Genomic DNA, 21,922 nt, shown 5'->3' with positions numbered 1-21,922 from the left:
TCGGCACGGAGTTGGACAGTGTGAAACGGCGGCGCGACCCTGCGCGGCCGGTGAGGGAGAGCGACATGGCAAGAGAACTCGGCTGGATCAGGCAATTCCAGGCCCCCCGGACCGACTCCCTACCGCCGCTGATCGTCTTCCCGCACGCGGGCTCCGGCGCATCGGCCTATCGGGTATTCGCCAAGCGTATGGGTCAGGATTTCGACACCGTCATCATGCAGTACCCCGGCCGTCAGGACCGGGCGCGTGAGGCCGCGGCCGAGACCCTGCCCGAGCTGGCCGCAGGCGCCTTCGAAGCCTTCCGTGACTCTGCCCACAACACCGGCGCCCCGCTGACCATCTTCGGCCACAGCATGGGTTCCATCGCCGCGTTCGAGTTCGTCCGGCTGGCCGAGGCTGCCGGGTTGTCGGTGCGTTTGCTGGTGGTCTCCGCGGCGGCCGCGCCGCACCGGATCGCCGAGCTCCCTGGACATCCCACCGAGGACGAGGAATTGCTCGACCACATGGCGGCCCTCAACGGCACCGGTGCCGACGTGATGGCCAGCCGCGAGGTCATGCGGATGGCCCTGCCGGTCCTCAAGGCCGACTACCGCGCCTTCGACGCCTACTCCTGCGGCACCGACGTCCAGGTCGCCGCGCCCCTGCTGGTCCTCGGCGGCGACGACGATCCGTTCGTCGGCCCGCGTGACCTCTACGCCTGGGAGGCCAGCACCAGCGCCGAGATCGAGGTGAACCTGTTCGCGGGTGGCCACTTCTACATCGACGAGAACATCGACGGCATCGCCGAGGTACTCGCCGGTCAGGCGCTGGCCCGATGAGCACCGTGATCGATCCCATCGTCATCGTCGGCATGGGCATCGAGGCGCCCGGCGGCATCGACACCCTGCCCGGGTTCTGGTCGGCGCTGGCCACCGGCCGCGAGCTGATCGGCCCGTTCCCGCGCGATCGCGAATGGCCGCTCGACGAGCTCTTCGCCCTCGGCAGGCTCGACGGCTGGGCCCCCGTGCGCGACGCGGGCGGCTTCCTCGACGGCGCCACCGAGTTCGACGCCCAGTTCTTCGGCATCACCCCGCGCGAAGCGGTCGCCATGGATCCGCAGCAGCGGGTGGCCATGCGGGTGGCGTGGCGCGCGCTCGAGCACGCCGGCATCAATCCCGGTGCGCTCGACGGTGATTCGGCCGGTGTGTGGATGGGCGTCTCGACGGTCGAGTACGGGCCCCGCGTCGGGGAGGTCAACGAGTACAGCGGCTACCGGGCCACCGGCACCGCGCTCGGCGCGGTCGCAGGACGCATCTCGCACGGGCTCGGCCTGGTCGGCCCGTCGATCAGCGTCGACACCGCGTGCGCCTCGTCGCTGACCGCCGTGCACCAGGCCGCCTCGGCGATCCGGGCCGGCGAATGCGAGTGGGCATTGGCCGGCGGTGTGTGCGTGATGGGCTCGCCCGGCGCGTTCTACGAGTTCTCCAAGAACAACGCACTGGCCACCGACGGCCACTGCCGTTCCTACGCCGCCGACCCCACCGGAACCCTGTGGGGTGAAGGCGCGGGTGTCATCGTGCTGGAACGGGAATCGCGCGCGAAGGCGCTCGGGCACCGGATCTACGGGCAGCTGCTCGGTTCGCGGGTCAACCACAACGGCGCCGGTGCGCCGATCGCGGTCCCCAGCGCGACGGCACAGCAGCGGCTCATCGAGGACACCGTCGCCGCGGCCGGGATCAGCGCGAACGACATCGGCCTGATCGAAGGTCACGGCACCGGCACCGCCGTCGGTGATCCGCTCGAATTGACCGCGCTCGCGGCCACTTACGGCGCTCCGGAGCGCGGCGACGACGGCCCGCTGCTCGGCTCGGTGAAGTCCAACGCGGGCCACGCCCAGGCCGCCTCGGGCATGCTCGGGCTGATCAAGGTGCTGCTGTGCGGCGCCAACGGCGTGATCGCGCCGAGCCTGTGGGCCGACGCCCCGACCACCGATATCGACTGGGACGCGACCAGTCTGCGGCTCGCCGCCGAACTCACCGACTGGGCGCCGCGCGCGGACGGCCTGCGCTATGCGGCGGTGTCCTCGTTCGGTGTCGCGGGAACCAATGCGCACGCCATCGTCGGCCTGCCGGTGCTGGAGGAGACCAACCATGGCTGAGTACCGTCTGCCCGACGGCTCCGTTCCCGTCCTGCTGTCCTCCGACAGCGTCGACGGGTTGCGGGCCGAAGCCGCTGCCCTGCGCGGCTACCTGGAAGCGCACCCCGAGGTCACCGCGGAACGCTTGGCGGACATGCTGTTCCGTACCCGCGTACCTCGCCGCCGTCGCGCGCTGATCCTGGCCGCTCCGACGACCGGAACAGCGCAGGCGAGCGACCTGCTGTCCGCTCTCGACGCCATCGCGACCGGCGCCGCTCACGACCTGGTCGTGCAGGCCGACACCGCGGCGAGCGCCCGCAAGATCGGCTTCGTCTTCCCCGGTCAGGGCAGCCAGCGCCCGGGTATGGGCGCGCTGTTCTACGAGCAGTCGCAGGCTTACCGGGCAGTGGTCGACGAATGCGCCGCCCTCCACGAGGAGCGCTTCGGCCACTCCCAGCCGCTGCACTACCTGCTCGGCAACGAGGGCCAGTTCGAGGATACGGTCTGGGAAGTCCAGCCCGCCTTGATGTTCCACATGACCGGCCTTGCCGCCCTGTGGCGCGCGGCAGGCGTCGACCCGCACGCGACCATCGGCCACAGCCAGGGCGAGCTCGCCGCCGGTGCGGTCTCGGGCGTGATGACCCTGCGCGACGCGGTGCTCGCGGTGACCCACCGCGCCCGCCTGGTCGAGCGGCTGTCGCCGCGCGGCTATTCCATGGCCGTGTTCGGTATGGACCGCGAGGGTGTGGAAGCGCTGATGGCCCGGCATTCGGGCTGGGCCGAACTCGCGGTGGTCAACTCGCCGCACATCCTGGCGATCTCGGGCGACCGCGACACTGTCGTAGACCTGGTGGCCGCGGCCACCGCACGCGGCCAGTTCGCCAGGGAGATCCGGGTCGCCTACCCGGCGCACACCTCGATCGTCGCCGAGGTGCGGTCCGATTTCGAAGGCTTCCTCGGCGACGAGATGAGCGGCACCCACTTCACCGAATCCGAGATCGCCTGCTATGGCGCAACTCTCGGTGAGGCGATCACGCCGGACCTCACCCATGAGGAGTACTGGTTCTGGAACCTGCGCAACCGCGTCCGGTTCGACCGCGCCGTGGTCAGCGCCGGTAGTGACGGCGTCGACCTGCTGATCGAGGTCGCCGAGCATCCGGTGCTGCAACTGGCACTGCAGGAGAACCTCGGCCTGGTCCCGAACCGCCCGGGCCTGCCCCCGTGCGACTTCCGCGTCCTCGGCACCTCGCTGCGCACCGCGGAGGGATTGTCCGAGTTCACCCGCAACCTGGCTCAGGTCGCCGTCCTCGACGCCGACTATCGCTGGGGCGCACTGCGTGCCGACGACTCCGTCACCCTCCCGCTGCGCGATTTCCCGCACACCATCACCGCACCCAAGCGCCTCTGGGCGCCTCTCGGCGCACACGAGACACCGGCCGAACTCGTGGTCACCACGCCGAAACCGCAACGGCTGGTGGAACAGTGGACCCCGCTGCGGCGCCGCTCGCTGACCGCACCGCGCAGTCTGCTTCTCGTCGACCCGACGGGCGACTGCGCCGAGCTGGCCGCCGCACTGGTCACCGCTGCCGACCGCCACGGCGCCGACGCGCGCGTGCTCGCCGGCGCCGCCCGCGCAGACCGGCAGGACGCTGCCGCGGCCGTGCCGGGTGCGAACGGCCGGGCAGAGCTCGACGGTGCCCTCGGTGGCCAGCCGGCCAACGGCGACACGCCCGCTGCTGACTCCGTGATCATCCTGCTCCCGCCGAGCGCCACCGACGACAGCGCCGGTGCGGTAGACGCGCTCACCGCGTTCTTCGCCGAACGTGCCTGGGCCCCCGCGCTATCCGCGTTGCGCCCCGGCGGCGAGTGCTGGCTGCTGACCGTCGGCGGTGAGACCGTGCACGACGGCGATCCGATCCCCGCACTGTTCCAGTCGGGCGTCACCGCCGGATTCCGCAGCGTCGGAATCGAACACCCCGGCATCCTGTTCCGGCATCTCGATCTCGCCGTGGACGAACCCGCGTCCGCGCAGGCAGCCAAGATCGTCGGCGCCGTGCACTCCACCGGTGAGGCCGAGCTGGCGCTGCGGTCGGGCAAGGTGTTCGTGAAGCGCCTGGTTCCCGATACCGTCGTCGAAACGGGTTCGCTTGGAACCGATCTCGATCATGTGGTGATCGTCGGCGGCACCGGTCAGCTGGGTCTGCGCTTCACCGACCACCTGGCGCGCACCGGCGCCGGTCGCGTCACCCTGCTCAGCCGCAGCGGCGAAACCGAGGCGCTGACAGGCGAACTGACTCGCTTGCGTGGTCTCGGTGACACCGAGATCGTGGTGCGAGCGTGCGACGTCAGCGATGCCGATGCGGCGGCCGCCTTCGGCGCCGAGATCGCCGATCGCCCGGTCGACCTGGTGATCCACGCCGCCGTCAACTACGTCGACGCCGAACTCGACCAGATCACCGCCGCCGACGTCAACACCGCAGCCAGCGCCAAACTGCGTGGCCTGGACAACCTCGTCGACGCCGCACCGCTGGCAGGCAACGCGCGCGTCCTGCTGTGCTCGTCCATGGCGGCGACCCTGGGTGGCCGCGGCCAGATCCTGTACGCGGTGACCAACCGCATGCTCGACGTCGCCGCCCGCAGGCTGCGCGCACGTGGCATCGCCGCGGCCAGCCTGCAATGGGGCCTGTGGAGCGTGGCCGGTCCGCTCGACGACGCCGGTTTCGCCCGCGTGGAAGAGGCAGGCGTGTACCCGATGGTGCCCGCCGACGCGATCGAAGCCGGGCTCGCCGAGCCCGTCCGCGACGGCATGATCATCGCCGCCGACTGGGACTTCCTGCGCGAGGTGCTCGGCGCCTTCGGCCAGGACAGCGTGATCACCGGTCTGGAATCCAGTGCGCTTGTGCGGCAGGCGGGTTCGGCCGAGGCCTCCGGTGCCGTGAGCCCGCAGCCCACTGCCGACGCCGCGCCCACCGTGCGCGTGGCACCGGCGAGCGCACCGGCCGACAGCACCCCGCTCGACCTGCGCATGCGCACCGAACTGCTCAAGGTGATCGGCGGCGACAGCGCCGAATCCATCGACGCCACCATGCCGTTGGTCGCCCTCGGCCTCGACTCGTTGCAGGCCTTGGACTTCCGCAAGCGGGTCAAGGCGGAACTTGATCGCGATCTGCCGGTCGCGGCGATTCTCGGCGGCGCGTCGCTCGACGACGTCGTGCTGCTGATGGCACAGAACACCAACCAGGGCTGAGGGGCCGAAGAACATGTCAGACACCGAAGCCACCCTGTCCGTCGCGGAACGCCGCAAGCTGCTGCTGCAGCAGAAACTGCGTGCGAGCGGCATGGCCGCCGCCACCACCGAACCCGTCGCCGTGCCGCGGATCGTGGCGGGGGAGCGGCGTCCGCTCACGCCCGGCCAGCGCCGCATGTGGTTCCTGCAGACCCGCGACGCCGACGACACCGCCCTCACCATCTGCGTCGCCTACCGGCTCACCGGCCCACTCGACGCCGACCGGCTGCGCGCCGCCTTCGACACGGTGGTGGCCCGCCACGACATCCTGCGCAGCACCTACGGCGCCGATGCCGACGGCGAGCCGTTCCAGGTGTTCACCGACGACGCGCGCGCCGAGTGGCAGACCCACGACCTGACCGACCTGGCCGAATCCGGTCGTGACCTGCGGGTGGAGGTGCTGGCCCGGCGCGAGTTCGGCCGCCCCTTCGCCCTCGGCACCGAACTGCCGCTGCGCGCCACCCTGATCCGCACCGGCGCCGACGAGCATGTGGTGCTGTTCGCCATCCACCACATCTGCTGGGACGACGACTCCTGGGCCGTGTTCTTCGCCGAGCTGAACGCCGCCTATCGCGGTGCGGGTGCCGTGCGGGCAGGCGGCGACACCGTCCAGTTCGCCGCGATCGCGCCCACCGCCGAACCCGCCGAGGCCGACGTCGCCTACTGGCGCGATGCCCTGCGCCCGCTGCCCGAACCACTCGAGCTGCCGGGCTCCGCCGCCGCCAACCCCGGCCGCAACGCCCAGCGCCGCACCCACCGCCTCCCCGCCGATCTCGTCAGCCGCACCGAACAATTCGCGCGCGAACAGGCCGCGACCCCGTTCATGGTGCTGCTGGCCGGCTTCGACGCCCTCGTGCACCGCTACACCGCCGCCGAGGACTTCCTCGTCTCCATCCCGGTCACCGACCGTCCCGCCGGCACCGAACAGCTCATCGGCTACTTCGGCAACACCCTGCTGCTGCGCGCCACCCTCGGCGCGCGCGACGACTTCGCCCACCTCGTCGCCGCTGTGCGCGACACCTGCGCGGGCGCCTTCGCGCGACGCGGCGTCGGCATCGATCGTGTTGTGCGCGAGGCCAACCCGGACCGCGTCGCCGGTCGCGACGGCATGGACCAGCTGGTCCGGCTCGGCTTCAGCGTGCGCAAGAGCGCCGACGGCTTCGCCATCGACGGCGTCACCTCCGCCCAGCTCGACCTCGGCGCCGCGAGCGCGCAGGTGCCGCTGGCCCTTGCCGTCGTCCTCGAGGACGACGGCACCGCGGTGGTGGAAGCCGAATACCAGACCGACGTGCTCACCGAAGCCATCGTCGACCAGCTGCTCGCGCACTTCGGCCAGCTCCTCGACGCCGCGCTGCGCGACCCGCGGCGCAGGCTCGGCGACCTCGACATGCTCGGTGCCGCCGACCGCGCCGCGCTGCTGGAGCGCTCGCACGGCGTGCTCGTCGACCAGCCGGCGACCACCCTCGTCGCGCTGCTCGAGGCCGCCGCTGCCGCCGCCCCCGACGCGAGCGCGCTGGCCTCCGACGACATCGAGCTCAGCTACGGCGCGCTGCACGCGCGCGCGAACCGGTTGGGGCACTGGCTGATCGGGCAGGGCATCGGCACCGAGGACATCGTCGGCCTTCGCCTCGGTACCTCGGTGGAGTTCATCGTCGCCGTGCTCGCGGTGCTGAAGGCGGGCGGCGCGTACCTGCCGATCGACCCGGCCTACCCGGAGGACCGGATCGAGTACCTGGTCGAGGACGCGAACCCCCGATTGCTGCTCGGCACAGTCGAATTGGCGGCCGCGGAGTCGATGGCGGCCGAGCTGCCCGAGACCGCGCCGACCGACGCGGACCGGCTGCGCCCGCTGCTGCCCGCGAACCTCGCCTACGTCATCTACACCTCCGGCTCCACCGGCAAGCCCAAGGGTGTTCCGGTGCCGCACTTGGCGATCGCCGAACACATCGTCTGCTTCACCGCCGACTGGAGCATGACCGCCGAGGACCGGCTGATGCAGTCCTCGTCGGTGAGTTTCGACGCCTCGCTGGTCGACATCGCCATCACCCTCACCGTCGGTGCGCAGCTGATCGTGCCCAAGCCCAACGCTTTCCGCGATATCCGCTACGTCGCCGACCTCATCACGCGTCGCCAGGTGACCGTGCTGCACATGGTGCCGTCGATGCTCAGCACCTTCCTGCTGCTGCCCGAGGTGAGCGAATGGCGTTCGCTGCGCCAGGTTCCCGTCGGTGGCGAGGCGCTGCCCGGCGAGGTCGCCGACCGGTTCGCCAACACGCTCGAGGCCGAACTGCGTAACCACTACGGCCCGACCGAGGCCGTGGTCTGCTCGACGCACATGCCGGTCGAGGGTCCGCAGGGCACCGGTGTGGTGCCGATCGGCATCCCCAACCGCAACGTCTACACCTACGTTCTGGACGAGGCGCTGCAACTGGTGCCCGACGGTGTCGTCGGCGAGCTGTACCTGGGTGGTGACCAGCTGGCCCGCGGCTACCTGGACCGCCCCGCACTGAGTGCGCAGCGTTTCGTCGCCGACCCGTTCACCCCGGGCGCCCGCCTGTACCGCTCCGGTGACCTGGTGCGCCGCAACAGCTTCGGTGAGCTCGACTTCGTCGGCCGCGCCGACGAGCAGGTCAAGGTGCGCGGTTTCCGCATCGAACTCGGCGAGGTCGAGGCCGCGATCGCCGCGCATCCCTCCGTCGCGCACTGCGTCGTCGTGGTGACCGAGGACCCCGCCATCGGCGCCATGCTGGCCGCCTACGTGGTGCCCGCCGAGAGCACCGTCGACCTGGAACAGGTGCAGGCCTTCGCCTCCGGCGCATTGCCGGAGTTCATGGTGCCCAGCGCGTTCGCGGTGATCCCCGAGATCCCGCTGACCGTCAACGGCAAGCTCGACAAGCGCGCGCTGCCCGCGGCGACCCCCGCGGTCGTGCGCACCCACCGTGCCCCGGCCACGGCCACCGAGCGCAAGGTGTGTGCCCTGTTCGGCGCGCTGTTCAACCTCGACGAGGTCGGCGCGGAGGACTCGTTCTTCGAACTCGGCGGACACTCGCTGCTCGCCGCGCGTCTGGTCGCCCAGGTGCGCGCGGAATTCGGCGTCGAGCTGGACGTTCGCGTCGTCTTCGACAGCCCGACCCCCGCCGCTCTGGCCGCCAACCTGGTCGCCCGCTTCCTTGCCGAATTCGACATCGACCTCGATGCTGTCGACTCCGATTTCGACGACGACGCTGACCCGAGCGCCGGCTCCGGTTCCGACGGCCCGACGGGCGTTGACGGCGAGTCCGCTCCGGCCGTCTCCGCACCGTCGAGCCGCCCGGTGATCGGCGGACGCGCGCGCGGCGAGCGGATTCCGCTGTCGTACTCGCAGCTGGCCATGTGGTTCCAGTACCGCATGGAAGGCGCCGGTTCGGTCGGCAATCTGCCGCTGACCATGCGTTTCGACGGTGCGCTCGACATCGCCGCACTGCGTTCGGCACTCGATGATGTCGTCGCCAGGCACGAGTCCCTGCGCACCACCTTCCCCGAACACGACGGCGTCCCGTACCAGGTCGTGCACCCCGCCACCGCGGTGCCGCTGCCCATCAGGGAGATCGCTCCCGGCGAGCTCACCGCGGAACTGGCGGCCATCGCCGACTACGCCTTCACCCTCGACGGCGAGCCGCTGATCCGCGCCGAACTGCTGGTGCTCGACGCGGACACCCATGTGCTGTCGCTGCTGGTGCACCACATCGTCGCCGACCACGCCTCCTTCGGCGTGCTGCTCGACGACCTCACCGTCGCCTACCGGGCGCGCAGCGAACAGGGCGACGCGCCGGGCTGGAGCCCGCTGCCGATCCAGTTCGCCGATTACGCCCTGTGGCAGCGTGAGCTGTTCGACCAGGCCGAGCCGAGCGAGTTCGCGCAGACCCAGATCGAGTTCTGGCGAACCCAGCTGGCCGGTGTGCCCGAGGAGATCGCGGTCGCCCACGATCGTCCGCGTCCGCCGGTGCTCGGCAAGCGCGGCGAGGTGGTCACCTTCGCGCTGCCCGCCACCGTGCGGTCCGGTCTCGAAGCGCTCGCGATGCGCAGCGGCGCCACCGAATTCATGGTCTGCCAGGCCGCGGTCGCCACGCTGCTGCACACCCTCGGTGGCGGCACCGACATCACCCTCGGCACCCCGGTGGCGGCTCGCACCGATCCGGCGACCACGAACCTGATCGGCCTGTTCGCCAACATGGTGGTCCTGCGCAACGACCTGTCGGGCGCACCGACCCTGCGCGACACCGTGCTCGGTGCCCGCAACGTCGTGCTCGACGCCAACGCGCACCAGGAACTGCCGGTCGAACGTCTCGTCGAGGCGCTCAACCCGCGCCGCTCCCGCTCACGGAACCCCCTGTTCCAGAGCATGATCCACTTCCGCGGCGCCGACTGGGCACCCACCACACTGCCGTTCGCGACCTCGGGCGCGTCGACGGTCACGGTGCTGCCCGCCGACTTCGACATCTCGTTCCTCGACCTGAACCTGAGCCTGAACGTGACCGCCGACGGCGGCATGGACGTCCGCGTCGTCGTCAACGCCGATCTCTACGATCCGGCCACCGCGGCACTCATCGCCGACGCGCTGGCCGCCACCCTGCGCGCCTTCGCCGAGACCCCGGACCTGCCGGTCGCCGACCTGCGGGTACTGCCTGCGGCGGACCTCGAGCGCCTCCTCGCCGCCCCGGCGCCGGTCACCACGACCGGCGTCGCCACCGGCGCGGTGGCAGGCTCGGACACCGAGCGCACCCTGATCACGCTGATCGAGGAGTTGCTCGAAATCGACGACGTCACCGGTGAGGACAACTTCTTCGGTCTCGGCGGCGACAGCGTCATCTCCATCCAGTGGTCGGCCCGCGCCGTGGAACTCGGCCTGCCGCTGACCCCGCAGCTGGTGTTCGAGTGCGCCACGATCACCGAACTCGCCGCCGCGGTGGACGCCGCCGGAGCCTCGGAGCAGACGCAAGCCGAAAAGCCCGAACAGGTCTCGCACGCGCCGATGAGCGCCTCGGGTCTGGAAGCCGACGCTTTGTCCGCGTTGACGGCCGCCTGGTCCGCCCAGGGATGAGCAGGGACAGCAAGACCACGCAGCTAGGAGAGGACGCAGCATGAGTGCGCCGCAGATCGAAGACGTACTCGCGCTGAGCCCGCTGCAGGAGGGGCTGTTCTCCCTGTCGCGGATAGCGGGCACCGAGATCGACCTGTACACGATGCAATTCGTGGTCGACATCGACGGCCCGCTCGACACCGATCTGCTGCGCCGCAGCGCCCAGGCGATGCTCGACCGGCATCCGAACCTGCGCGCCGCGTTCTGGGACACCGATGTGCCCAAGCCGGTGCAGATCATCCCGTCCCGCGCGGAACTGCCCTGGACCGAGCGTGACGCCCGGACAACGGAATTCGACTCGATCGCCGAATCCGAGCGCCGGGTGCCGTTCGTGCTCAGCCGCGGTCCCGCGCTGCGGGTGCTGCTGCTCGACGTCACCGACGCGCCCGCACCGCGCAAGCGGATGATCCTCACCGCCCACCACATCCTGATGGACGGCTGGGCGGTCGCGGTGTTCTTCACCGAACTCCTCGCCGTCTATCGCGCGGCCGGCAGCCTCGACGGCCTGCCTGCCCCGCGCCCCTACCGCGACTACATCGGCTGGCTCGGCGCCCAGGACCACGACGCCGCCGCCCGCCGCTGGGCCGACTACCTCCAGCAGGTCAGCGCCCCGCTCGTGCTCGCCGACGGCACCGGCGATCGCGGTTCCGCGGTGCCACAGACCACGCGACTTCGCCTGTCCGCCACCGAGACCGAGCAGCTACAGCAGTGGGCGCGCGCCAACGGCATGACGCTCAATACCGCCGTCCAGTTCGCCTGGACGCTGCTGCTCGGCCGGATCACCGACCGGCGCGACGTCGTCTACGGCACCACCATCTCCGGCCGCCCCGAGAAGCTCGCCGGCGTGGAGGGCATGGTCGGCCTGTTCATCAACACCGTGCCGGTCGTGCACCGGCTCGACCCCGCCGAACCGGTCGTCGCGCAATGCGCGCGCCTGCAGCGTGATTCGTCCGCGATGCGCGACATCGGCTACCTCAGCCTGTCCACCCTGCAGCGCGCGGCCGGGCACGGCGCCCTGTTCGACACCCTGTTCGTCTTCGAGAACGCCCCCATCGACGACGCCATCCAGACGGTCACCGCCCCCGACGGCGCGCAGTTCCGGCCGATCGAGATGGAAAGCCTCGCCCACTACCCGCTCACCGTGGTCTCGCACCTGAGCGAGGGCGACCTACTCGTCCTCGTCGAGGCGATCCCGGCCCTGCTCGGCCACCTCGACCCCGCCGATCTCGGCGCCCGCCTGGTCACCGTGCTGCGCACCTTGCCGCAGCTCGACGCCGAGGCCACCCTCGACGCGATCGACCTGCTCACCGCCGACGAACACGCCGAACTGCGCTCGGCGGCAACCGATATCGCGCCCGCGCCGACCGCGACTCCCTGGGAGCTGTTCGAGCAGCAGGCCACCGCGACACCGGACGCGGTCGCGCTCACCACCACCGCGGGCGAGGTGTTCAGCTACCGCGAGCTGCACGACCAGGCCTGCCGGATGGCGGGGGAGTTCGCCGCCCACGGTGTCGGCCCGGAAACCGTCGTCGCCCTGATGCTCCCGCGTGGCACCGCGTCGATCGTCGCCATCCTGGCGACCTTCGCCGCGGGCGCGGCCTATGTGCCGGTCGATATCTCGCTCCCGGCTGGCCGCATCGAATCGATTCTGCGCCAGTCGAACCCGGTTCTCACCGTCCTCCTCACGAAGGATCGAGCCCTGCTGGACGGCCCCGCTGACCAGCAGGTACTGGTGATCGATGACCCCGCTGCCGTCGATCGAATGGGCGCCCGGGCCGCGCAGGCCCCCACGGTCCGCCGCGAACTCGAGCACAGCGCCTACATCATCTTCACCTCCGGCTCGACCGGCGAGCCCAAGGGCGTCGTCGGCACCAACGCCGCACTGGCCGGATACTTCGCCGACCACCTCGAGCGTTTCTACCGCCCCGCGATGGCCAAACTCGGCCGCCCACTACGGGTCGCGCACGCCTGGTCGCTCGGGTTCGACGCGTCCTGGCAGCCGATGGTCGGCTTCCTCGCAGGCCAGGCCCTGCACCTGTTCGACGCCGAGGAGATGCGCGACGCGCACCGAATCGTCTCCGGCATGGCCGAATTCGGCATCGACATGATCGACACCACCCCGTCGATGCTGGCGCAGCTGGCGGCGGCAGGCCTGCTCGACCGTGAGTTGCCGGTGCTCGCCCTCGGCGGTGAGGCCATCGACACCGCACTGTGGGCACGACTGCGCGCCCTGCCCGGTACCGCGGTCTACAACTGCTACGGCCCCACCGAGACCACGGTCGAAGCCGTGGTCGCGCCAGTCGCCACGTCGGAGATCCCGACCATCGGCACCGCCAACGGCGGCATGGCCGGCTACGTCCTCGACTCGCGCCTGCGCCCGGTGCCGCCCGGCATCGTCGGCGAGCTCTACCTGTCCGGCGTGCAGCTGGCCCGCGGCTACCTCGGCAAGCCCGCCATCACCGCCGACCGTTTCTGCGCCGACCCGCACCGTCCCGGCCAGCGCATGTACCGCACCGGCGACCTCGTCCGCAGACTGCCCGGCGGCCGCTTCGGCTACCTGGGCCGCGCCGACGCGCAGGTCAAGGTGCGCGGCTACCGCATCGAGGTCGGCGAGATCGAGACCGCGCTGCGCCGCTCCGCCGATATCGACACCGCCGCGGTCACCGTGGTGCGCCGCGCCGGTGGTGCGTCGCTGGTCGGCTTCGTCGTCGGCAAGGCGGGCCGCGCGGTGGTCGTCGGCCGGGTGCGCGCCGATCTGGCGCAGCGCCTGCCCGCGTACATGATTCCCGCCCGGATCGTGGTTCTCGACCAGCTCCCCGTGAACGTCAACGGCAAGCTCGACGGCCACGCCCTGCACGAGCTCGCCACGGAAACCCTCTCGGCCGCCGACGGCAACGCCGCCGCCGAGACCCCCACCGAGATCGCGCTGAGCGAGGTCTTCGCCGAGCTGTTCGACGGCCGCGCCCCCGGCGTCGACGCCGACTTCTACGAACTCGGCGTCGACAGCATCGTCGCGATCTCCCTGGTCAACAAGGCCCGCCGCCGCGGCATCGCACTCAACCCGCGAATGGTGCTGGCCTGCCCCACCATTCGCGAACTCGCCGCCGCGGTCGACGAATCGCCGGTCACCGCCGCGAAATCCGACGACGACTACGGCGTGGTGCCGCCGCTGCCGGTGGTCTCCTGGATGTACGAGTACGGCAACTACCGCCGCTTCACCCAGAGCGCCCTGCTGCGCCTGCCCGCCGGAATCGACCGTGCCGGACTGGAATCCACGCTCCAGGCGTTGCTCGACGCCCACGACACCTTGCGCGCCGTCCTTACCGACACTCCCGATGGGCCGCGTATGGTCACGCGTGCGCCCGGTGCGGTGCGGGCCACCGATGTCGTGATCGAGGCGCCGCGTGGACTCACCGGCGCGGAACTCGACTCGGCTATCACCCGATTCGCGCGGATCGCCAATGACGACATCGACCCGCGGACCGGGGCCATGGTCCGCGCGGTGTGGTTTGGCGGTGCCGGTGCGGCTGGTTCGCCTGCCGTTGATGTGAGCACCGATGCGGCACTCGAGACCGGCGGGGGCGTCGGCCCGGACTCGGCGGTCGGCGCAGGACCAGGCTCGGACAACGCGGCCGATGGTGATGTCCTGCTGCTGGCGATCCACCACCTCGCCGTCGACGTGGTTTCCTGGCACATCATGATCGACGGTCTGGCCGCCGCCTGGCAGCAGGTCCAGGCCGGCGTCGCCCCGAAGATGCTGCCCGAGTTCACCTCCTACCGGCAGTGGTCGGAAGCCATGTGGCAGCGTGCCAGTGACCCGGAAGTGCTTGCCCAGCGCGAGTATTGGGCCGCCCAGGTCAGCGCCCCCGATGCCGCACTCGGCGCCCGGGTGCCCGCCCCGGCCACCGACACCTGGTCCACCCTGCGCGTCAGCTCGGTCGCCACCCCGGTCGCCGTGACCGAACGTCTCCTCAACCGCGTCGGCAAGGACGAGGGCGTCCGCGAATTCCTGCTCACCGCCCTCACCATGACCATGGCCTCGATCCACGCCGGCAACGGAAACGATCCCGCCGCAGGCGCATTGATCGCGCTAGAGGGCCATGGCCGCGCCGACGCCGAACTCGGCACCGACACCGCCAACACCCTCGGCTGGTTCACCAGCGTGTTCCCCGTCCGCCTCGGCGTCGGCGAGCATGCGGTGGATGTCGCTCGCGCCCAAGCGGATCCGACCGCGGCCCGCTCGTTGCTCGCCAGCGTCTCGACCCACCTGCGCGAGATCCCCAACCAGGGCCTCGACTACGGCCTCCTCCGCTACGTCGACCGCGTCCCCGAACTCCGCACCGCCGCCGAACCCCAGGTCGAGTTCAACTACCTGGGCCGCATCGACCTCGCAGGCACCGCAGGTGACCCCTGGTCCCTCCTGGTCGGCGCCCACGACGAAGCCCTCCCACTCGACCCCGAACCCGACCTCCCCCTCCGCTACGCGATAGACGTCATCGCGGGCATCGGCACCACCCCCGCCGGCCCCGCCCTGACCACCAACTTCCGCTGGAGCACCGCCCTGTTCACCGAAAGCCGAGCAGCACGCTTCGCCGAACTCTGGTCCGAGGCCATCGACACCCTCGCCGACGACCTCGACAACTGAACGAACCCCCGACGACCGCAGGTGGCTCAGGCTGCCTGCGTTCGTCGTTCCCGATGGCTACCCTGGTTTCCGGAACATCAACGATCTCCGCCCGACGCAGTCCCGCTGTCTTTCGGAAGGAACCCCAGATGAGTCCCACCATCGGCGCCGTCGTCATCCCGGTCTCCGACCTGGAATCCGCCAAGAAGATCTACACCGCCCTCTACGGCGAACCCCACACCGACCAGCCCTACTACGTCGGTTTCAACGTCAACGGCTTCGAGATCAGCCTCAACCCCCAGGGCGAAGGCGGCCCGGTCGCGATGACCGACGTAGACGACCTCGATGCCACCCGCGCCGCCCTCCTCGCAGCCGGCGCCACCGAACAATCGGCCCCCCGCACCGTGGCCCCCGACCTCCGCATCTGCGTCCTCACCGACTCCGACGGCAACCCTTTCGGCTTACGCGGGAAGTAGCGCCGGCCTGGCAGGCCTGTCAATGTAATAGTCCGTGTCGTACAATCGTGAGTATGGCACTCGCTCGCTCCGGCGCGACCACCAATGTCTCCGTTTCCCTGCCATCGGACCTGCTGTCCGCGGTCCGTGACCGGGCGGGCAAGCGTGGGCTGTCTGCCTATGTCGCCGAAGCGGTGCGGCATCAGCTCGAGATGGACGGGCTCGCGGAAATCGTCGCCGATTTCGAGTCCAGCCACGAGCCGCTCACGGACGCGGAGGTCGAGGCCGCCGCTGAAGAGATGTTCGGGCACGGCGCCTCGCGCGGCGCGCAGGGCGCTGCGTGACGCAGCCGGGTGGGCGCTCGGTAGTTCTGGATTCCGAGGCGCTCTCGCTGCTGCTGCGCCACGACAGAGCACTCACCGCCCGAATAGACGCTTCCCGACGTCACGGTGTGCCCGTCCGGGTGTCGGCGCTGACGATCGTCGAGGCGGTCAGCGGCAAAACGGATATCAACAGGCTGAACTGGGTGCTGTCGCGACTGCGAGTCGAGGAAGTGACCCAGGCCGATTCGCTCGACGCGGTCCGGCTCCTGCGAGATGCGGGCGGATTGCACGGACACAAATACGCGATCGATTCTCTGGTCGCGGCGATGGCGCTCCGCAGTCCCGGCCGGGCCGTGGTGCTCACGTCCGATCGTGACGACTGGGAGCGACTCTGCGGCGATCACGTGACGATCATCGACGTATAGGCGTACAGGCCAACCGGCCACGCAGCGCCGTCTCCGGCGGGAAACCCGTCGACCGAATTGGCCTGTAGCAGTACGCGTTTGGCCTCGACGGTGCTACGACTGCTGCGAACCGAACCGGATCCATGCCCCGGAGGTCCGGTGGGCATGGATCGCCTTTCCGGCGACCCGCATGGCGAACCCGCCCACCGCGCCGTCCGGCACGCTGACCGCGTAATCAGCGGTCCTGATCATGACCACCTGGTCGAACTGATGATCCACGCCGGCGTACTCGTAGACGGCTTCGTCCTCGGTCTCCGAACGCAGCCGGAAGACCAGGTAGATGGCCATCAAGTCGTCCGGGACAGTCGGTCGGTGAACATCGCGATGTGCTTGGCGAGCCGATGCGTCAGTTCGGCGAGTGGGCCAGGGATGACGGTGAAGTTGTCGGCGTCGTGGTGCTGGATCAGATAGCGGCCGTCGTCCGGGTAGTCCAGCCAGAGGAATGCTTTGCCGTCGGAGGTCGGCCGCGAATCCACCTGGTAGCCGGGGTAGACGGTGATCTCGCCGGTGCTGATGCGGGGACGGCGGAAGAAGCGCTGCGTCTGTTCGACCGGGGACAGCCGGGTGGGATGTCTGGCGTAGGTGGCGGCGTCGAGATCGCTGCGGCGTCCCTGGAAGCGCGGCGTTGTTCCGCCTTGGGCGTGGGGGAGTTTCGCGACGATCTCGGCGGCGAGGTCGGCCAGCGGCACGATGCTCAAGGTGAGGTCGCCGCCTTGTTCACGGGTGGGGCCAGGAGCCTGGACCGCCAATGCCGCATGGTCCTCGATGATCCCGGCGAACACGCGCACGACCTCGATCTGACCGGGGCCGTGCAAGCCCTCGATCTCGACGCGCACCTGAGGTTCGAGCAGCGCACCGAACACCTTGTGCAGACCCTCGTCGTAGACCTGCTGCAACCTGCGTCCGGCGGCCTGGCGCCGCTCGTTGTGGATCTCGATGGTTTCCGCGAACTCGGGCTGGAACGTCAGTGGGTAGGGCAGCCGGTCCCGGCCATGGGCTTCGAGTCCGATGGCGAACGCGTGCGGGTCGAGCACCCAGCGGCCGACAGGCACCTGCCTGGGCTGCATCGTTTCGCCGTCCGATAGTGCTTGGTTCCAGTTCACGCGCCGATCACCCCGCCCGGCGGAAGTGTCGGCGGCAGCTGCCCGATGAGCTCGCTCTCCCGGTCCTGGATGAGGTAATCGGGAGTGGTGTGCTCGTTCTCGTCGTCTTTGCCGTTGCCGCCACGCCCGCCGCCCATCATGCCGGGCATCCCGCTCATGCCACGCGCACCCGCGGCCCCGCCCGCCGCGGCGCGGGCACCAGACCCGGCCGGGTTCGCGCCGACCGGTGAACCCGCCACGCTGCGGCCCGCGCCGGGCGCGGTCGGACCCCCGGCGATCCCGCCGCCGGGCGAGCCGGAACCAGGGGAGCCACCACCGGTTCCGGCGGGCTTGTCACCCGTCGGCTGGCCGGTCCCGGTGGGCGTTGTGGCGGCCGGGTTGGTCGCCGTCGGGTCGGTGCTGCTGGGTTCGGTCGAGTCGTCTTCGGAGCTGTCGTCCTGATCGTCGCCGGAGTCGGTGGTCTGCGGCGTTGTGGTGGTTGGATCCTCTTGGGTGGCAGCAGGATTCGTTGCGGGAGAACCGCCGCCGTTGTTGTTGCCGTTGTTGTCGGCGCCCCCGCCGTTGCTGCCCCCGTTGCCGCCGTTGCCGGGCACGCCGCCGGGATCGGTGGCATCGTTCTTCGGCACCGGAAGCACCGGCGTCTGATTATCGACGGTGGTCGAACCCGGTTGATACGTGCCGATCATGAAGAGCCGGGCGTCTTCTTCAGCCTCGGTGGCGCGATGCTTCGCGGCCTTGACCACGCCGTTGCCGGGAATGTGGCTGATGAACTCGTCGAAATCAGACACGTTCTCCGGTTTCGGGATCGCGATCTTCGCTTGTCCGAGAAGGCCTTCCATATGATCGATACCGTTGGCGACCATCTGAAACGCCGTGGGTAGCTTCGTCGCATCGGCGGTGTAGCTCTTCACCGCGTCGATCGCCGCGGTACCCGATTCCCCCGACCACTTCTCGGACAGCACCCGCTCGAAGCTGGTCCGGTAGTTGTTGACCGCGGTCTCGGTCCCCGTCGTGAGCTGGCGCCAGCCATCCGCACCGGCATTCACGTCCCTAGCGTTCACCCCGGACAGACCGTCCGGTCCGTTGAGCGCTTGCCAGATTTGCTTGTGCGTCCAAGTGCTGAACGGCTCCGGGCTGGTCACCGCCGCTTTGTCCATCGTCAGACCGGAATTGGCGCTCAACCGCGACCACTCATCACTGATGATGGTCCGGTCGCCCTCCCACTTCTCCCTGCCGTCCTGATCGAGCCGGCTGAATTCATCGGCTCGGTCATAGTTGTCCATGACCTTGAAAATGCCGAGAGTGCCCACGTGACCCGCGAACTCACCGAAGGTGCCGACGCCATCCCAGAACCCCATCAGATACCTGCCCCTGTCGCGCCGAGGTCGCCCGCGGTCTGCTGGTCGACGGCTTGCAGTTTGCCGATGGCGGCGAGGAAGGTGTCGCGTTGGTCGCGGGCGATGGCGATGTGCGCTTCAAGTCGCTTGACCGCTGACTCGTCGGCGGTGGCTTTGCCTTCGATTTTCTGTTGGATGGCGATGGCTGATGGCAACTCACCCCATCCGTTCAGGCGGGCAAGACCGCTCGCATTGCTCTTCTGGACTTCCAGCGCTTCGATGTACTGGGTGACGACATCGGCGATTGCTTGCCCGAGGTCATCCTCGATCTTGAACTCGCCGTTTATCGCCTGCGTCTTCATGTTCCGCCAGTAACTGGCGTGGTCCTGAGTCATTTTCGTTCCCCCAAGGTCACTTCGGCAGATGCGGTTCGAGCGCCGCGCCGTACTTCTCCGACATCTCGCATGCGTCGCCGATGCGCGGCCCTTCTGTACTAAGCCATGACGTGCGGATCTCGAACATGCCCTGCTTGGCCTCGAACGACACGTAGCAAGAATCCGGATCGCTGTTTTCCTGCGAAACCAGGCCGGGGCGGCCGTTGACGGCCGTCTCGCGAAGCACGGTCGCGCCTGCTTTCTTGCGCGCGTCGCTCAGGGTGTGGTCGGTCGAGAACACGCCTACCATCCGACGACCGGAACCGTATCGGTTGTCGAGCGGTTTCCAGCTGCATACCCGCCAGGAGGACTCGCCGGAAGGGGGGTCGGTGAGGATACTTTTCGTCGCCGGATCGAGCCCCGCACTCCGCAACGCCTCATCCGACAACGCCCCCCGACACGGATTGAAGATGTCATCGGCAGCCTTGGACGCCGTAGGACTCCCCACCCCCTCGGTCGACCCCCCACACCCGGCCAGTGCCGCCACAGAAACCACCCCGCAGGCCACAGCCCGCATCACCACAACGCTTCGCACAGCACTCCTACCTGGTCGACACGGCAGCCACCCGCCACTACCAAACTTAGACGCACCCAACCCCCGATCGGTTCCCTGTCCGCCAGCAGCGGCTCCCTCACTACGCCGATACTGGTCAGAGCTCGAACGTCGACGATGTCAGCCAGGGCTCGCCCCGGTAGTGAGGGTGCGTGATCCGGCCCACCGCATCGAGCAGCACCCGGGGGAACGGGCCGCTACCGTAGTCGACCTTCTTGGTGACCCTGTTGATGGTGACCTGATAGTCGAGTGGCTGTTGGGGCGGGTCTGTCCTGGAGACGCACTGGATTCGATACGCCAGGCTCGCGCCGATCTCCGCGACCAGATCGATCCGGACATGCCACGGCTTCGGATGGATCTGCCCGGTACCGAAGTAGGTCTTATCCCACTTCGCCCGGTCGAGGAGAAGCGCTGGGTGATCCGGCGGATTCTGGCCCAGATCGAACACATGCGAATTCTTCTTATCGATCCCGTACACGGCGTAGCCACCGCCAGGATCGGGAAGAATGCCCCGGGCAGCCTTCTCAGCTATCTCCTGCTCTCTCCGCAGCTGTTCTGGATGCGGTCGCACCTGGCAGACCCATGTCGTCGGAGTCTCCCGAATGTCGAACTCCGCGGGAGTGTTCAGCACCTCCCGCAGGTAGGCGGTGACCTGTTTCTCGGTGTTCGGGGGCTTGTGTGTCGCGCAGCGCGGCGGGGGTCGACGTTCAGTGAGCTCAAGGTCTCGTCGATATCCGCGTGGTCGAACGTCGATGTAACTAGCCTCGATACGAACAGGCGGGACGGAAGATGGGAATTGGATTATGTCGCCGGTGCCGCGCTCCACGACCAGACTTGCCGCGCCTCGATTCTGTACAATAGGTACAATCCGCCAACCTGCATCGAATTCACTAAGGCTGAAATCATCGGAGCCCAATAGCTTGCGGGCGAGATCTCTGGCTTCGGATTCTTCAATCATGGGAGCTCGCTTGCTCTCGAGTGGCTACCGGACGCGAGAAGCTCACGTCACTCGTCTTCATTCGGCATAGTGGTACTCGACCTGATTGTCGCCGATGCTTATTCCTTGCCGTCGGAGGCTGTCCACCACTTGGTGTGTATATCTTCGCGCCGGCTGGTAGTGGCTACTTTGATCGCTGACGAGGAGAACTTGTCCGGCCGCCGCCTGAATTTCCCCGGCCCCCGCGACCGGTGCTCCTGCCGACAGGCTTGAATGATGAAACTCGCCCAGCACATGGAACGGTGCGGAGTAGAAATTCCCATCGTGATCCATGATGAAAATTGCTCGCCCGCCCTGCGGAGTCCAGAGCGTCTGTGCGGTCGTAGTGTCGAACAACTCGCCCTTGTGGTCGTGCAGAAGGCCGTCGTAGCTGTGCAGGCGGAAATCTTGCCGCGCTGTATCGTTCAGATATTGGACCTGTTTCCCATCGCATACAGAGTTCTCGGGAAGGTGTTCTCCTTGAAATGCGGGAAGTATTGGCGTGGTCTCATAACGGGTTGCGCTCGGCTGAATTCCTGGTTCGTCGAGCTGGAAAATCCGCCCCGGTTCCAATCTTCCGGTGTCGGTCAATTCTCGGATAACTTCGCCCGGGTCATGAGCTGGGTCGGCGGCATAGACGATGACGTCATCGCTTCCGTTCCAATATGGCGAGAAGAATCCGACGATCGTTCCGGAACTCATTCTCAGCAGCAGGAATGGTCCGTCCTCGCTCTCGCGATTGAATCCGCGAGCAAGGCGTCCCTCCACCTGGTTGACCGTGAGCGCGAGTCTGGCTATCGGTCGGGCGTTCCCGAATTCGTTCAGGTAGTCGGCGGGCAAGGGGATGTAGGGAATTGTCGGCCATGGACGCATCGAATCCATGTTCTCGACGACTTGCGCCAGGAAGTGTCGTAGCTCGTCCTCCGGCTGGCGCATCTGAACGGGGGCCGGCAACGGTGCCCGGCGACGCACACCGTCGGCGAGCGATCGATATTCGTCTTCCGCTGTCAGATACTCGATCGGTTCGACCAACAGCGCGGTAGCGATCCGCGCCGCCAGCTTCGAGCTCAACTCTGGTTCGAACTGGATGCGGTAGAAGATCCGTTGTACGATCCCGGCCCAGTAATCCATC

Annotated in this window: 15 protein-coding genes; 8 read left to right on the top strand and 7 right to left on the bottom strand. The window is 68.8% G+C overall.

Annotated features, from left to right (window positions below; translation table 11 throughout):
* Positions 1–65 precede the first annotated feature (65 nt).
* The 8 genes from ACWF82_RS14770 to ACWF82_RS14735 all read left to right on the top strand — a co-directional run bounded on the left by ACWF82_RS14770 (position 66) and on the right by ACWF82_RS14735 (position 16,348).
* Positions 66–818, top strand: coding sequence for a thioesterase II family protein (locus tag ACWF82_RS14770; protein WP_452501408.1), 753 nt, complete (start codon positions 66–68; stop codon positions 816–818).
* Positions 815–2,137: a beta-ketoacyl [acyl carrier protein] synthase domain-containing protein gene (locus tag ACWF82_RS14765; protein ID WP_452501406.1), complete on the top strand. Its 1,323-nt coding sequence runs from the start codon at positions 815–817 to the stop codon at positions 2,135–2,137. Before ACWF82_RS14770 ends, ACWF82_RS14765 begins: the two co-directional genes overlap by 4 nt.
* Entirely contained in the window at positions 2,130–5,363 is a 3,234-nt protein-coding gene (gene nbtC, locus ACWF82_RS14760) for a nocobactin polyketide synthase NbtC (RefSeq protein WP_452501404.1), read from the top strand. The genes ACWF82_RS14765 and nbtC overlap by 8 nt, the downstream gene beginning before the upstream one ends.
* A gap of 13 nt (positions 5,364–5,376) precedes the next feature.
* Positions 5,377–10,482 (top strand): amino acid adenylation domain-containing protein, encoded by a 5,106-nt coding sequence (locus tag ACWF82_RS14755; RefSeq protein WP_452501402.1) that lies wholly within the window; start codon positions 5,377–5,379, stop codon positions 10,480–10,482.
* A 40-nt stretch (positions 10,483–10,522) separates the two neighbouring features.
* Entirely contained in the window at positions 10,523–15,166 is a 4,644-nt protein-coding gene (locus ACWF82_RS14750) for an amino acid adenylation domain-containing protein (protein ID WP_452501401.1), read from the top strand.
* A gap of 128 nt (positions 15,167–15,294) precedes the next feature.
* Positions 15,295–15,621 (top strand): VOC family protein, encoded by a 327-nt coding sequence (locus ACWF82_RS14745; RefSeq protein WP_452501399.1) that lies wholly within the window; start codon positions 15,295–15,297, stop codon positions 15,619–15,621.
* 53 nt (positions 15,622–15,674) lie between these two features.
* Positions 15,675–15,944, top strand: coding sequence for a hypothetical protein (locus ACWF82_RS14740; protein WP_452501397.1), 270 nt, complete (start codon positions 15,675–15,677; stop codon positions 15,942–15,944).
* A gap of 119 nt (positions 15,945–16,063) precedes the next feature.
* Positions 16,064–16,348, top strand: a complete 285-nt coding sequence (locus ACWF82_RS14735) for a DNA-binding protein (RefSeq protein ID WP_452501396.1) — start codon at positions 16,064–16,066, stop codon at positions 16,346–16,348.
* Between the two features lie 93 nt (positions 16,349–16,441).
* Here the strand turns inward: ACWF82_RS14735 and ACWF82_RS14730 are convergent, their stop codons facing one another.
* From ACWF82_RS14730 to ACWF82_RS14700, 7 genes are all read right to left on the bottom strand, one after another.
* Positions 16,442–16,675 (bottom strand): hypothetical protein, encoded by a 234-nt coding sequence (locus ACWF82_RS14730; protein WP_452501394.1) that lies wholly within the window; start codon positions 16,673–16,675, stop codon positions 16,442–16,444.
* Positions 16,675–17,454 carry an ESX secretion-associated protein EspG gene (locus ACWF82_RS14725; RefSeq protein WP_452501392.1) on the bottom strand — a complete coding sequence of 260 codons (780 nt, stop codon included), beginning with the start codon at positions 17,452–17,454 and terminating at the stop codon, positions 16,675–16,677. Before ACWF82_RS14725 ends, ACWF82_RS14730 begins: the two co-directional genes overlap by 1 nt.
* Positions 17,455–17,486: 32 nt before the next feature.
* A complete protein-coding gene (locus ACWF82_RS14720; protein WP_452501390.1) occupies positions 17,487–18,800 on the bottom strand; it encodes a PPE domain-containing protein in 1,314 nt (437 codons plus the stop codon).
* Positions 18,801–18,847: 47 nt separating this feature from the next.
* Entirely contained in the window at positions 18,848–19,222 is a 375-nt protein-coding gene (locus ACWF82_RS14715; protein WP_452501388.1) for a hypothetical protein, read from the bottom strand.
* A gap of 16 nt (positions 19,223–19,238) precedes the next feature.
* Positions 19,239–19,778, bottom strand: coding sequence for a DUF3558 domain-containing protein (locus ACWF82_RS14710; RefSeq protein WP_452501434.1), 540 nt, complete (start codon positions 19,776–19,778; stop codon positions 19,239–19,241).
* A 133-nt stretch (positions 19,779–19,911) separates the two neighbouring features.
* Entirely contained in the window at positions 19,912–20,772 is an 861-nt protein-coding gene (locus ACWF82_RS14705) for a hypothetical protein (RefSeq protein ID WP_452501386.1), read from the bottom strand.
* Between the two features lie 57 nt (positions 20,773–20,829).
* Positions 20,830–21,921: a hypothetical protein gene (locus tag ACWF82_RS14700; protein ID WP_452501385.1), complete on the bottom strand. Its 1,092-nt coding sequence runs from the start codon at positions 21,919–21,921 to the stop codon at positions 20,830–20,832.
* Position 21,922: the final 1 nt, after the last annotated feature.

This window comes from Nocardia sp. NPDC055053, assembly GCF_053608285.1.
Note: the sequence above shows the minus strand (reverse complement) of the source record. Positions and strands in the feature narration are given on the sequence as shown.